The 14081-nt window shown below is 36.1% G+C and carries 9 protein-coding genes; 4 read left to right on the top strand and 5 right to left on the bottom strand.

What is annotated here, in order from left to right; genetic code table 11:
* Positions 1 to 318: 318 nt before the first annotated feature.
* Positions 319 to 936: a MarC family protein gene (locus Q0940_RS10125; RefSeq protein WP_299267837.1), complete on the top strand. Its 618-nt coding sequence runs from the start codon at positions 319 to 321 to the stop codon at positions 934 to 936.
* 117 nt (positions 937 to 1053) lie between these two features.
* On the opposite strand, the gene Q0940_RS10120 is transcribed toward Q0940_RS10125, so the two are convergent.
* From Q0940_RS10120 to Q0940_RS10105, 4 genes are all read right to left on the bottom strand, one after another.
* On the bottom strand, positions 1054 to 1674 hold the full coding sequence (locus tag Q0940_RS10120; RefSeq protein ID WP_299267834.1) for a hypothetical protein: 621 nt from the start codon (positions 1672 to 1674) through the stop codon (positions 1054 to 1056).
* Positions 1675 to 1754: 80 nt separating this feature from the next.
* Complete coding sequence (gene asd, locus Q0940_RS10115) at positions 1755 to 2636, bottom strand: archaetidylserine decarboxylase (RefSeq protein WP_299267831.1); 882 nt, start codon at positions 2634 to 2636, stop codon at positions 1755 to 1757.
* A gap of 3 nt (positions 2637 to 2639) precedes the next feature.
* Complete coding sequence (locus tag Q0940_RS10110) at positions 2640 to 5459, bottom strand: glycosyltransferase (RefSeq protein ID WP_299267828.1); 2820 nt, start codon at positions 5457 to 5459, stop codon at positions 2640 to 2642.
* A 2-nt stretch (positions 5460 to 5461) separates the two neighbouring features.
* Positions 5462 to 7198, bottom strand: a complete 1737-nt coding sequence (locus Q0940_RS10105; protein WP_299267825.1) for an aminotransferase class III-fold pyridoxal phosphate-dependent enzyme — start codon at positions 7196 to 7198, stop codon at positions 5462 to 5464.
* Between the two features lie 304 nt (positions 7199 to 7502).
* Between Q0940_RS10105 and Q0940_RS10100 the strand changes: the two genes are divergently transcribed.
* The 3 genes from Q0940_RS10100 to Q0940_RS10090 all read left to right on the top strand — a co-directional run bounded on the left by Q0940_RS10100 (position 7503) and on the right by Q0940_RS10090 (position 13036).
* On the top strand, positions 7503 to 10199 hold the full coding sequence (locus tag Q0940_RS10100) for a CHASE domain-containing protein (protein ID WP_299267823.1): 2697 nt from the start codon (positions 7503 to 7505) through the stop codon (positions 10197 to 10199).
* A 136-nt stretch (positions 10200 to 10335) separates the two neighbouring features.
* The gene (locus Q0940_RS10095; protein WP_299267820.1) at positions 10336 to 12321 is read left to right on the top strand and encodes a DNA topoisomerase III; all 1986 of its coding nucleotides are present in this window, start codon (positions 10336 to 10338) and stop codon (positions 12319 to 12321) included.
* Positions 12322 to 12397: 76 nt separating this feature from the next.
* The gene (locus tag Q0940_RS10090; RefSeq protein WP_299267818.1) at positions 12398 to 13036 is read left to right on the top strand and encodes a nucleotidyltransferase family protein; all 639 of its coding nucleotides are present in this window, start codon (positions 12398 to 12400) and stop codon (positions 13034 to 13036) included.
* A gap of 17 nt (positions 13037 to 13053) precedes the next feature.
* Here Q0940_RS10090 and Q0940_RS10085 read toward each other — a convergent pair whose 3' ends face one another.
* Positions 13054 to 14016 carry an XdhC/CoxI family protein gene (locus Q0940_RS10085; RefSeq protein ID WP_299267815.1) on the bottom strand — a complete coding sequence of 321 codons (963 nt, stop codon included), beginning with the start codon at positions 14014 to 14016 and terminating at the stop codon, positions 13054 to 13056.
* Positions 14017 to 14081: the final 65 nt, after the last annotated feature.

Below are 14081 nucleotides of genomic sequence, written 5' to 3'. Positions count from 1 at the left end.
TAATGCTTGTTTAGATTAAACAATGTATGTTCCTGAAATACAACTCATTATTTCTAATTTGTGCTGTATTTGTGTTTAATTGTTCATTAACCTATTAATTCTAGTTTGACGGATAAAGTAACTAACGTACTATTAGTTAGTCAGGGATAATTTGCAGGAGGATATAAATTCATATTATTCGTAATTATAAAAATTTAATCTCAATGGTTAAATTTCCAATGCAAAAACTGAAAAGTTAACGGATCCTTTTCTTTAGTTCTTTTACTCAAAATCCTTTTTCAGCCAGCTACATGGCCTATAACGAAGAGAAACTCATCAATGTTAGACAAACTACTACAAGATTTTATGATCCTTTGGGCGACAATTGACCCTATTGGTACTATGGCTTTATTTACTGGATTAACGGCTAAAATGACAGTGGAAGCTCGCCGTAAAACAGCATTTAAAGCGATTGCTTATGCATCATTAGTTCTAATTGGTTCTATTGGTATTGGCCAAATACTATTAACTTCTATGGGAATAAGTTTATTATCATTTCAGCTATCAGGTGGAATAATCTTATTTTTATTTGGTCTGCAAATGGTATTTTCATCTGGATCTTCAGAGGTTGAAGTTGATGCCGAACATGATATTGCAGTATTTCCTTTAGCTATTCCGGCTACTGCTACGCCTGGAGCTATATTAGCGGTGATTTTACTGACTGATAATCATGCTCACACTATTACAGAGCAAGTGACAACTGGTTTGGTTATGCTTTCAGTTTTATTGATAACGCTTATATTTATGCTGTTATCAGGTAAAATACTTAATGTAATAGGTACTGGTGGAGCTTCTATTCTTGTTCGTATTATGGGAATGATTTTAGCCGCCTTGTCTGTTGAATTTATTATTGAAGCCTTAAAAGCTGAAGGATGGATAACGGCAATCACTCTATAAATACTTCTTTTTGAATAGTGAACGTCCAAAGCGTAAGTAATAACGTAAATAAAAACGGCAACTTAAATTAAGTTGCCGTTTTTGTTTTATTGTCCAGACGTTTTATTAATAAGTCGTCTAGTTGCTAACAGGGACTTCTTCATACCAGTCAGTCATATCGTCATACATTTCACCTTTTAACAGGTGTAATGGCGATTTACGGTAGATTTTAAAGTCATGGAATGGGTCGGTTAATATTTTAGTAAACCAAACTAAACCAGACTGAACACCCATAAGTTTAAATAAATGTAAGGTTCTAAATAAAACCGCACCTATACCAATAAATAACCAAGTGATTGCCATGTTATTAATAAAGTCATAAATGTTTGTGTGGGCTTCAAATGCACCAAATAAAGTAGGTTCAAAAAACAATACAACAGGGACTAGCGCCCAAATTGACAGCAGTACAACTTTACGGCGTAAGTTGTAACCCACTTTAATCTCTTCTTTATGTTCATGAGATACTTGATTTACTTTATCGTAAGTCAAAGGTTCAAAAAAGAAGTGTCCAGACTGTCTTAATATCATTGATAATAACCAACCAACTAAGGCGGCAGCAGCTGGGTAATAAAATACTAATGCGTAACTCACCATAAAACACATTGCGCTAAGCAAGTGTAAAAATTGGTTAATACGATTATGGTGATAGAAACGGTGGTCATCCCAACGTTGTTTTTTTAACTCTTCTAAAAATGTCATAGTTATTCCTAATTAAAAGTAAGTCCTGCTTTAAGCTGGTTGTTAAAGTTAAAGTAAATTTTTGTTAATTCTTCAAATGTTTAAACTAGGTGTCCTTCGAGTAATGCATTTCCGACATTTACACGCGCTCCTTGTTTTACTTCATTACAAAATTTGTAATTGCTACTTGCAAATAAAATGATGGTTGACCCATGTTGGAAGTAACCCATTTCATCGCCCTTGGTGAAACTTTGTTGGCAGTCAATCTCGTTGGGTCCTTGATACAACAAATCTAAGGTCGGTTTTATGAAGTTAAATTTCATTGATGCCACCAATATTGCTGCAACAGGCACTAAGGTTATATGGTGCTGGTCAGAGCCTGTATGTAAGTCGATAACCGCGCGTTCATTTTTACAAAACAAACGTTCTACCTTTTTTAATGCGATTGGATTTACGTTCCAAGTATCGCCAGAAATGTAAGTCACTTTGTTTACGTCACAGTTAATTGGACTATGAAATCTGTGATACATGCTGGACTTTAAACGCAGAGTGATAAACTTGCCGTTTTTGTATTTGTTACTGATGTTAGTGTTTGGTATCAACTCATTAAGCTGATACGGAAAGCCTTTAGCTTGAAATAGCTGGCCATCTTTAATCTCGCCAAATTCGCCAACAATGGCATCACACGGACTCGTCACAACATCAGCTGTGTGGTCAATGCTCCTCGCTCCATCTTTTAGTTCACGGGTAAAACAGTCATGTAAGCTAGTGAATTTATCTTTTTTAGCTTCATTAAGACGTAAGTCCTCAGCAAACCATTGCCATATTGTTAATGACAACTTAGTGATAATTGGATTCTCAATTTTACTAAAACGGCCAATAAACAAAGTTAACCAACGTCTTGGTAAACGATTAGTGACTAAGAAGTTCATTTGTTCGGCAAACGTGAGTTTATCTGTTGGTTTATCCATAGTCGTTTTCATTATCTAAGCCTTTGCCAGAGTAGGTTCTGGTTGATTTTGCTTTTTACTGTGACTTTGGCTTGGACTAAGCTCTTTGCTTCTAACATTTTGGTTATAACCTTGTGGTAGCTCTAATCCCATATTAGATAAAAATTCATGCATAATGGGTTCTGCTTGATATTGTTTTGAACGTTTAAGTGCTTCTGCTTTCATATTTTCTTGCTGATCAGTATCAGAAAAATACTCAACAAGCTTTTCGCTCATCTGTTTAATATCATCAACTAGGTAACCATTAATATCGTGATTTATTATGTCCTTTGGCCCTTTACAGTTATAAGCAAGAACTGGCATGCCATGGGTAAATGACTCAAGAATGACATTACCAAAGGTGTCGAACTTAGAAGGGAAAATAAATAAATCTAAGCTTAAATACAGTTGCGCTAACTGAGTTTTATTTTGCCAGCCAACAAAGGTTGCATCTGGTAAAGCAAGCTTAAGTTCGTCGGTCGCAGGTCCTGTGCCAGCAACCACTATTTTTAAGTTTGGAATTTGTTTTTTAGCCGCAGTTAATATCTCAGGTAAATCAAACAAGCCTTTTTCTTTGCTTACACGACAGGCCACTAACAGTATTGGAGTGTCTTCTGTCGCGCCTTCAACAATACTTGATTTAGCGACTGGCAAGATTGAATGATCACGCTTTTGTGCATGGTGAGCAGTTAAATGTACTTGTTCTGGTTTTAACTGCATTTCAAAGCTAGTTAGCCAATCTTTGTGTTCATTGTTTAACACAAATACACCCTTGTATTGTTCGTATAAGGCTCTTAGTACACGGCGAACTCGGTCACGTTCATATTGACTTAAATTGGTGGTGCATTTTATGAAATCTATCCAATCTGTATGCATAAAGAAGTAATTAGGTACGTTAAACATTTGCTGAATAAACAAAGACACCGCAGCCATTGGTCCTTCAGTTGAGCATACAATTCTGTCGTATCCGCCTTTGTAGAAAATTCGGGAGATTTCCATCAAATCTGGAATACGTATTTCTTGCTCACCGTATTTAGGGATATCAAAAGTGGCGACAGGTTTTACTACATGTAGATGTGACTCTGATTGTGCATCTGGATGACAGATTAAAAAATCCACCGGTAAATTAGCTCGTTGTACTTCAGCTAGCTTGCCACTTAATGAATTTGATACGCCATTTTTGTCTTTTAATGTATCGGTTAAATATAAAGCACGTTTTTGATGTGCATTTTTGCCAACGTAGTGAGCAAATTCATTTAATAAGTCACGGTTTTGATACAAAGCACGGGTAGAGGCTAATGACGCGCCAGCAAGGATAGAAGAGATAAGTACAGGGAAAGATAAATTATCCAACACTTGTCCTATTTGAACGTTACTGATGTTGTCTTGTTTTTTACCATCACCAAAAAATAGGGCGGTAAGTTGACTTGGCATTTCGAACTTACGAGTTAATTCTTCCGTAGTTAAGCCTGTTGGTATAAAGCCTTCATTCTTTTTAATGCCTTTTGCAATACGGTCTTTAATAAGCTGATTTAAAAAGGTGAATAGTTCGTTAATCGACTCAGTTACGGTTTTAACAAATACCTCGTTAGAGCTTTGTCTGCTTTCGGCAATACGCTCTAAGTAGTCGATACAAAAGCGATAGTCTTTAGATACTTTCCACTTTACTAATAAGTTAGGCTTTTTGCCTTGTAGGGCGTCATGTACGCATTCAAAAAATTTCATGGTTTTTTTGTTCTTTTGCATCTCAAGCAAGGCGTTACTTAATACAAAACAACCAACCTTGTCCCAGGTTCCACCACGATGTAGTAGAATACGCAACAAACCAGGGTCTTTTATTTTTGTGGCGACTTGAGCAAAATAATCTAATAACGAAATACTTAATTTTTCGTTTTCACCAACAGTGCCAAAAGGGCGGATATTCCCTTTTTTAATAGCTTCCAAAGCTAAGTCAGATTGCATTTCTGTTTTTAATCTTTCTTTTAAGTTTGGAATATATAAATAAGAGCCACATAAGCCAGCAAAAATACCCGTGTGATCGTCTGAACCACCTGTAAGTATTTTGGCTTGGTTTGGATCTACATTGTAGTCAGCCAGATTTAAGTCATGCTTTTTAGCGTACTGATTAATTTTTTCTGCATTTAAACTCTCTACCCAATTTAGCGTTAATACACTTTGCCAAAGATCTCTTTGGCCGTTTAACACTTCAAAACGGGTGAACATAACCGCCATTTTTTCAAACAGAGTAATATCTATCTTGTCGTTCTTGGTATAGAAATATAATGGATGCGGCACAATTAATGGAATGTCTTGTTCGGCTGCATACTTAACAAATTCATAAACATTTTGACGTTTTTTGTTAAGCATGTTTTCTTGCTTTTGGTTAAAACCATAGGTCAAAATATGTATGTACAATTCGTACTCTGGAAAGTAACAAGTGAATTCAGCCGCAACTAATACGTCTACATTTTTTTCTTGTAATGCCCAGCAAGAACGTGCGTTATTATGGTTGGTAATAGTAATGGCGTCACAATCATTCGCTTTTAAATTTTTGACTAATTTTTTGGTTTTTAACCAAGTCTCAGGCAAACGTAAAATACGTCCCCAAAGTTCATCTGGAATGTCACTGTTATGATCGTGGCAATGTAAGTCAATCTTTAAGCAATCTTCAATGGGAAAACGCTCTTCTTGCTTTGAGATGAACTGGCTAAACTCATCTTGTAATGATTGTCTAAATCCTTTTTCCGACATATGTGAGTCGCTAAAAGAGTTTGTTAAATCAAGATATGACGCTGCGTTGGAGTTTAATTTATCCATTATTAGTACACCTTATCGCTATCTGTCGTTTGATTGTGAATTGGTGTGGTTACACCGACTGCTTTTTTGCCAAATAAATTGTTAATACGTGGAAAACTTGCGTTTAACATGTTTTTTAAGAACTTTTGTTTAATAGATTGGTTGGTTAGTTCTGGCGAGATCCACCACCATCCATCCTTTTGCATTTGCTCAGCAGCTTGAATAAATAACTCAATGACTTGATCAAAATCAGCATCGGTATAATCAAAACTCATAATAAAACGACCAGTGCCCAACCAACTCAATTCTAAGCCGTTAGCACGTAAGTAGAATTGCAGCATCCAGTTATAAGCCGAAGGTTGGGTATAACTGATAGACAGTATGCTATGCATGTTACTGACTTTAATTGGTAAGTCAGCTTCGCTAAGACGTTGGTTAAAGTTAGAGGTTCTTTGCTGCCATGTTTGTTCGATACTTGTGTATAGTTTTTGTATTTCAGGCTGTGCAATGCGCTCAAGGAATACGTTCATAGCGCCTAATACATAAGGGTGTGAATTAAAGGTTCCGCGAGCTAAAGACACATCCACAGGGTGTGAGTCTTTAAAGCGTTTCATTAATTCGTGTTTACCTGCCAATACTCCAACCGGTAAGCCGCCACCTAAGGTTTTTCCATAAGTAACCATGTCTGCTTGAATACCAAAATAACCTTGAGCACCGCGGTAAGAGAGTCTAAATCCAGTAAAGACTTCATCAAATATAAGCACTATGTTTCTGTCTGTGCATATTTTTCTAATACGTTTTAACCAAGTTGTATAAGCGGCTTTATCAAAGTGAGTTGCTCGGTCACTGGCTATAAGTGATGCATCTGATGCTGAGTCGGCATTAGGATGAAATGCTTGTAGAGGGTTTATTAATACGCAGGCGATATCATTACGAGTTGATAACACTTTTAATGTTTGTTCACTTAAGTCAGCAAGAGTATATACATCGTTGGTTTGACGACGATTACCAATACCTGGTTGTACACCGTCCCACCAACCATGGTAGGCACCACACAATCTAACTAAGTGAGTTCGTTTAGTGTGGTAACGCGCCATTCTAACCGCTTGCATTACAGCTTCTGTACCTGACATGTGAAAAGATACTTCATCTAATTGCGATATTGCTTTTATCTTACTAACATTATCTGCAATTAATGGATGATATGAACCAAGAGCAGGACCAAGGGCTTCTACTTTTTCAGATCCTTGTTTAATACAGCTTTTATAAAACTCATAGCCAAAGACATTAACGCCATAAGAGCCTGATAAGTCATAGCGCCAATTGTCATCAAGATCTTTGACTTTAACGCCTTGGCTTTCATTGATCATGGAACCAAGTTTAAAGACTTCTGGTAAATGAGTTCTAAACGGAAAGGGAACACGATACATACTGGTAAATTGCACATCTGAGATGTCGTTTGAAATTTGTTTGTATTGTTCAAGGGTTTTAGATGATTGTGTTTTGGCTTTGCTAGTCAGCTCATCAAAAGCTTTAATGCGTTGGTTTACAATATCTAGAGGAGCATCGTCAATACTAAAGTACTGTTGTGGTGAATAATCAAAAAATTTAATCCAGCCCGCTATACGACGAGACCATTTGCTGTGTCCTCGCATAGATTTATGTTTGGCTTTTGATAACCGTAATCTAATAGCTACTTTTCGTAGTACTAACGTCGTGGCAACACATAATAATAAATATAAGATCCATTGTTCGTTCATAAATAATCTCATTGTAAGGTTTGACTTAAGTTAACAATGAAATTTGACAATTTTGTTTCATATTTATGTTGGTTCAGTAACACTAAAGTGTCATTTTGGTTACCAGTTTTGTTAGTCTTTGATTTATGGTGTTTTTATGAAAATAATAATGTAGTTTCAAACTAATGAATAAAGCAGCTTGATTACATTTGTTAAACATAACAATATAGCGTCACTTTATTTTGCTATTAAACTAAATTTAAATAGCAGTCTATGAATAAAACCCAATTAATATAGCCAGTAGGTTAATAATGAGTAGTTTAATTTGAAACAAATATTGTTAGTTCTTATTTCTTTTTGTATTCACTTCTTACTCGTTAAGTTAGGTACAAGTTTTACCTTACCATTTGGTTATGTCAGTATTATTTGGCCTGCATCAGGTGTCATACTCGGAATGTACCTTTTATTTGGTCGTTCGGTTCTTTTAGGGATATTGCTTTCTACGATATTTACTATGACTCAAGATGCAGATTTTGATTCATTACCTAGTTATTCAATTTTTCTTTTTTCTATCATAAGTCTTTTGCAACCAGTCTTTAGTAAATTCTTGGTCATACGCTTTTGTAAACTACCTATTAATATTAATAAACCCAAACAAACTCTGAAATTTTTACTCCTTACTGGGCCAATTGCAAGCCTAGGGTCTAACTTAGTCTTTGTCGCGAGCTTATGGTTTATCGTTGATATCGATATAACTACATTATCCTATATTGGTGTGGTTAAGTGGATTGGCGACATTATGAGTGTGGTATTTTTTACACCTATTTTCTTGTTTTTATATAAGAATGAGTTTGTTAAAAAAGCCAGGGACGCATTGCCGTCAATATTAACCAGCGTGTGCTGCTTTTTATTGGTGAGCTTTATATTTTCATTTGTAACAAATGATGATTACGAAAATAAGAAAGTAAATTTTGTTCGTACAACACAACCTTTTATTGAACAATTTAATATTACTCAAGCAAGAATAAAACATCATCTAAAGTCATTAGATGGTTTATTCCAAGCCAGTACTGATGTGACTAGAGATGATTTTAATAAATTCACAAATATAATTAGCAATACTGATACTAAAATAAGAGCGTTAGCTTGGTTACCTTATGTGAAAGGTGAAGATAGGGAAGTGTTTGAGTCTACCTTAAAAAAAGAAATGTTAATGAACATATCTATTAAAAAGTTAACAGACAAAGGAATGGTGACCGCTCCAGAACAAAGTTTATATATACCTATTTATTTTGTTGAGCCGTTAGAGATTAATAAAGCTGCAATTGGTTTAGATGTATCGACCCACCCAATAGTAAGCGAAACCGTTATTAACGCTATTAATACTAAAAGTTATGCATTATCACCATTGACCTCATTGGCGCAACAGCCAAAAAAATTAACATCAATGCTCGTCTACTATCCTATTTATACAACCGACGTTCAGGATATCGAAGATTTTATAGGTGTCGTTGAGGTTGTTTTTGAAGTTGATATTTTACTGTCTGATATTTATAACCAATACGGTGTGGATGAATTCACCTACCAATTAAACTACGGTAAAAATAGTGTTTACACTCAAAATGATCAAAGCCGACACAGTTTATTCAGTCATTCAGTCGATGTAGAGATGTTTGATAAAAAAGGCAAGTTGTCTTTTTCTAGTACGCCGGGTTTCGAACGCAACTTAATAAATTGGGGGTATTTAAGCATTATGGTCGCCGGTTGTATTATTGGTGTTATATGCGTGATGTTTGTATTTTTTATTGTGACCTTCAAATCAAGTTTAACCCGTAAAGTAAACGAAGGTACAGCCGAGTTATTAAATAAAAATAATGAGTTACAAGCTGCAAATGAAGCAAAGAATTTGTTTTTAGCAAACATTAGCCATGAATATAGAACACCGCTAAACGCCATTATGGGCTTTACCGAAATAGCCAAACGTGAAACAAATGATGAAGTTGCTAAAGATTATTTAACTAAAATTGATAATGCCTCCAATATTTTATTAAACATCGTGAATGATGTATTAGACCTGTCAAAAATGCAGGCTGGTGAATTTACTTTGGAGAGTATTGCGTTTCAACCCTCTGAAGTGACTAAGTCAGTTATTGAAATGTTAAATAAAAATGCCAATGAGAAGTCGATTACTTTAACTTGTGAGTTTTGTTCGTCGTTTGACCTATGGGTTAACGGGGATGAATTAAGATTTAAGCAGATCATTATTAACCTAATTAATAATGCAATTAAATTCACATCATCTGGTGGTGTTAAAGTTTGGGGGGAATGCATAGACGACTCTGATGATACCCGATGCTTAATTGTTAAAGTTATCGATACTGGAATTGGCATTAAGCTTGAGGATCAGGAACGTTTGTTTACTTCATTTGCCCAAGCAGAAAGCTCTACGACCAGAAAATATGGCGGGACAGGTTTAGGTTTATCAATTGTAAAGCAGCTATGTGCATTGATGCATGGTGATATTCAATTGATAAGTGAAGTAGGCCAAGGCAGTGAATTCATCATAAGGTTAAAATTAGGTAAATCTACCCCCGTAGATAAGCAAAATCTGCCAATAAAAAATGGGTCAGATAATCAAAATATTGATTTTTCTAATATGAATATCCTTGTCGTAGAAGACAACAAGGTAAATCAAATGATAGTTCAAAAACAACTTTCCTCTTTAGGCGTTAAGTCTGAGTTGGTAGGGGACGGGCAAGAAGCGTTGGATTATTTAACTGACAATATGCCGGATATTATTTTAATGGACATCCAAATGCCCAATATGGATGGATTTACCGCATCTCATAGAATTAAACATGACTCTAGACTAAAGCATATTCCTATTGTGATTTTAAGTGCTAGTGTTGGTAAGGAAGACAGAGATAAAGCGTCAGCATTAGGTATTTTCGATTTTATCAATAAGCCTTTCAAGCAGGCTGATCTTTTAGGTATTTTAATTAAATATATCGTTATTGATTAATCGTTTGTTTAGCCGCCCGAATCTAAAGTTTAATGCTCTTATACAAATTAATTATAAAAACAGTTATGGGTACTGTATACATAAACAGTTAACTGTACTAATATCTCACTAAGTTAGTATATTAAGAGTAAATCTTATGAAACTTTATATAGCTGAGAAACCAAGTTTAGGCCGGGCGATAGCTGCGGCATTACCAAAACCTCATAAAAATCTTAAAACTCATATTGAAGTGGGTAACGGTGATATTGTAACTTGGTGTATTGGTCATATATTAGAGCAGGCCGACCCAGAAGTGTATCAAGCCCACTATAAAAAATGGAACGCTGAACATTTACCTATTATTCCAGAGAAATGGGTGTTAAAACCTAAATCACAAACCCGCTCACAATTAACCGCGATTAAAGCGCTAGTTAAAAATGCCAGTCAAATTATTCATGCTGGAGACCCAGACCGCGAAGGTCAGTTACTTGTTGATGAAGTTATTGATTATTTAAAAGTAAGTAAAACCAAAAAACAGCAAGTTCAGCGTTTATTAATTAGCGACTTAAATACTTCAGCAGTTAAACGTTCGTTAAATAACTTAAAATCTAATATGAGCTTTATGCCATTGTCTATATCGGCACTAGCGCGCTCTAGAGCGGATTGGCTGTATGGTATAAATCTAACACGTGCTTACACCTTACAAGGTCAGAAAAGCGGTTATAACAGCGTACTGTCGGTAGGACGTGTGCAAACACCTATTTTAGGTTTAGTGGTGAACCGTGATAATGAGATAGATAATTTTACACCACACGACTATTTTGAAGTTGATGCTCATATTCAATATCAAGACGACACACAAACAAATCAAATTTTCAAAGCTAAGTGGAAACCAAGTGCAGCTTGTTTACCCCATTGTGATGATGAAAAGCGTGTTACAAATCAAGAACTAGCTAATAACGTGGCTACACGTATCACTAATCAAGACGCACTGGTAACCGAACTCACCAAACAAAATAAAAAACAAAACGCGCCGCTGCCTTATAACTTGTCTAATTTACAAATAGATGCGGCTAAGCAGTTTTCGCTAAATGCCAAAATGGTGTTAGATGTTTGCCAAAGTTTGTATGAAAGACATAAGCTTATTACCTACCCGCGTTCAGATAGTCGCTATTTACCAACAGAGCAGTTATCGCAAGTTCCTAGCATCATGAAACATTTAATCTCTGGTGATGAAAACATTGCACAGATGGCTCGTAATGCTGACATAGGTTTAAAAAGTAAAGCTTGGAATAACTCAAAAGTAACGGCTCATCACGCTATTATTCCCACAGAAAAGTCGGCCGCTAATATCAACTTAAACCAGATGGAGAAAAACATTTATTTCTTGATCTGTCGCCAATACATCGCTCAATTTTATTCGGCCTATCAGTATTTACATTGTCATTTAGAACTAACCATTGCTGGTGGAATATTTGTAGTTAATGCAAACGAAGTTCAGCAACTTGGCTGGAAGGTGTTATTTCAAAACAAGGGTAAATCCAGTAGCAGCTCTAATAAAACAGATGAGCAAGAACAGCATATTCCAGTGCTTGCTATGAACGATGTGTTGCACTGCGAAAAAGGTGAAGTGTTACAAAAACAAACTCAACCACCAAAATCGTTTACCGATGCAAGTTTGTTGTCAGCAATGACAGGGATCTCGAGATATGTAACGGACGCTGAAATTAAAAAAGTACTGAAAGAAACCGATGGACTTGGCACCGAGGCCACACGTGCAGGTATTATTGATTTATTATTTAATCGCGGTTTTTTAGTCAGAGAAGGTAAGGCGATAAAGTCTACGGCAGTAGGTAAGACCTTAATAAAAGCATTGCCGGACAAAGCGACTACGCCAGATATGACCGCCCAATGGGAAGCGACACTTAACGATATTTGCGAACAAAAAGTAAATTATCAAAGTTTTATGCAGCCTTTGTTGTCAGTATTGAATACTATGGTTGGTCAAGCAAAACAGCAAGACTTTTCAGGCTTACCTAACGTGCCTTTTAAAGGCAAAAGCAAAGGTAAATCAAAACGAAACTGGGGAAATATTAAGGCCAGTGGCAAGACTAAAACTAACAGAAAAACAATAATGTCTTAAGCAGTTTCTTATAACAGAGCACTTAAACTGTGCTTAGTCTATGTAATGAATTTAAGCGGCAATAAAAGTGGATAACATGAATAAAACCCAACCTAAGCTTACGATAGCTTTACTTGCCGCAGGTCAGGCTTCTCGCTTTGGCTCTCCTAAGCAGTTAGCCAAATATCAAGGGAAAACCTTTATTGAACGAAGTATTGCCTTATTGGATTCAATAGAGTGTGAACCTTTAATTATTACCGGTGCGCACCATACTGTTATTAACGAATATCTAGCCAGTGTATCGAAAGACAGCTATGTGGTTTTTAATCAAAATTGGCAACAAGGTATGTCGAGTTCAATAAAAGCTGCGGTTAATTACTGCTCTGAGGTTCGTCATTGCGGTGAAGATAGTGCAGGAATAAATAGTGCAGGAATAATGTTTATAACCGTAGATCAGGTAAATATAACGCAAGGGGATATTCAGTCATTAATAGATCATTGGCACAAAGACATATCTTCTATTGTTTGTGCAGAATATGCAGACCACAGAGGTATCCCAGCGATATTTCCTAAACAATATTTCCCCAAACTTCTTGAGTTACAAAATGATAAAGGAGCCAGAAACCTAATTAAATCGTCAGCTAATGTTAAGGTGCTTTCGTTACCTAATGCAGAGCTTGATATTGATACCGTAGAGCAATTGAATGAGTTAAATGATCTTCATCTCCATCCCTAAAAAATAAAAGCCTTTACCTAAAACTTGTTAAAAGCAATTCCGTGAAACTTAGCAACAATAGATAAAGCAATACTCGTGGGTAAATCGCCTCCTATATCTAGTCCAGCAGGTCCAGATAGATTAGGTTTAATATTAGACCTATCTACGTCACAGCCAGCTACTACATCTTCAAATCGCTTTTTAGGACCTAACAATGCTATATGGTTAATTTCACTACTAGCTAAGCTACTTAACGCTTGTGTATCTAACTCGACATTATGTGACATAAGTACTGCAAAATTAACTTTCATCTCAGTTGCATAATTAGATAATACAGAGAAGGGTTCTTTTAAAATGGTATCGGCATCCATTAAGTCGTTTTTATTAGCATAAGCGGCTCTGGGATCCCAAACCGACACCTTCCAGCCCAGTTGTTTAGCAAACTGACATACTGGCGTGACATCTTTACCACCGCCACAAATTAACAAATGAATTTTGGGCGTGATTTTAATGGTTAATTGCGCGTCACGACTACTATTTACATAACTGCGAATAGCTGCTGGTAGGTTTTTCTGATTGTTATCACTGCTGTGATCTAATCCATAACGTACACTTTCTCGTTGCTCTAAAACCTTGAGTACTTCAGTTAGGTTTAAATGATTGTTTGCATCATTAAGAGGAATGAATTTAACCCAAACTATACCGCCACAGCCCATTTGGTATGAGCTATCGGTTTCATCTCTGCCATCATATTCTTTGGTCAAAACTTTGTTTAAGGAAATACATTTTCTTGCCATTAACCTTATATCGGCTTCAAGACATCCGCCACTTAGTATGCCTAATTGTTCACCATCTTGGTTCACAAGGGAAAAAGCGCCGCGTTTACGGTAACTATGACCTTGGCAATCGACAATAATGGCCATAGCCCATCTGCTGTTGTGGCTATAATTTTGCCAAGCAGACAGTACATCATGAGTGTCGAGGGTATTAGCTAATTGCATGGTATGGGATTGCTCGTAAATGTATGAATAGATATAAAAATAAAACCACCTTTGAGCTTTATGCA

Origin of the sequence: uncultured Psychrosphaera sp. (genome assembly GCF_947500655.1) — a bacterium.
In the GTDB taxonomy this organism is placed as follows: Bacteria; Pseudomonadota; Gammaproteobacteria; order Enterobacterales; family Alteromonadaceae; genus Psychrosphaera.
The sequence above is the reverse complement of the archived record's forward strand: the minus strand, read 5'-3'. Positions and strand labels throughout refer to the sequence as shown.

Excerpts from the sequence above, each read along its gene's own strand:
- Q0940_RS10095 (WP_299267820.1), top strand. The coding sequence starts at position 10,336 with ATGAAACTTTATATAGCTGAGAAACCAAGTTTAGGCCGGGCGATAGCT.
- Q0940_RS10120 (WP_299267834.1), bottom strand. The coding sequence starts at position 1,674 with ATGACATTTTTAGAAGAGTTAAAAAAACAACGTTGGGATGACCACCGT.
- Q0940_RS10090 (WP_299267818.1), top strand. The coding sequence starts at position 12,398 with ATGAATAAAACCCAACCTAAGCTTACGATAGCTTTACTTGCCGCAGGT.
- Q0940_RS10085 (WP_299267815.1), bottom strand. The coding sequence starts at position 14,016 with ATGCAATTAGCTAATACCCTCGACACTCATGATGTACTGTCTGCTTGG.
- Q0940_RS10125 (WP_299267837.1), top strand. The coding sequence starts at position 319 with ATGTTAGACAAACTACTACAAGATTTTATGATCCTTTGGGCGACAATT.
- Q0940_RS10110 (WP_299267828.1), bottom strand. The coding sequence starts at position 5,459 with ATGGATAAATTAAACTCCAACGCAGCGTCATATCTTGATTTAACAAAC.
- asd (WP_299267831.1), bottom strand. The coding sequence starts at position 2,636 with ATGAAAACGACTATGGATAAACCAACAGATAAACTCACGTTTGCCGAA.
- Q0940_RS10105 (WP_299267825.1), bottom strand. The coding sequence starts at position 7,198 with ATGAACGAACAATGGATCTTATATTTATTATTATGTGTTGCCACGACG.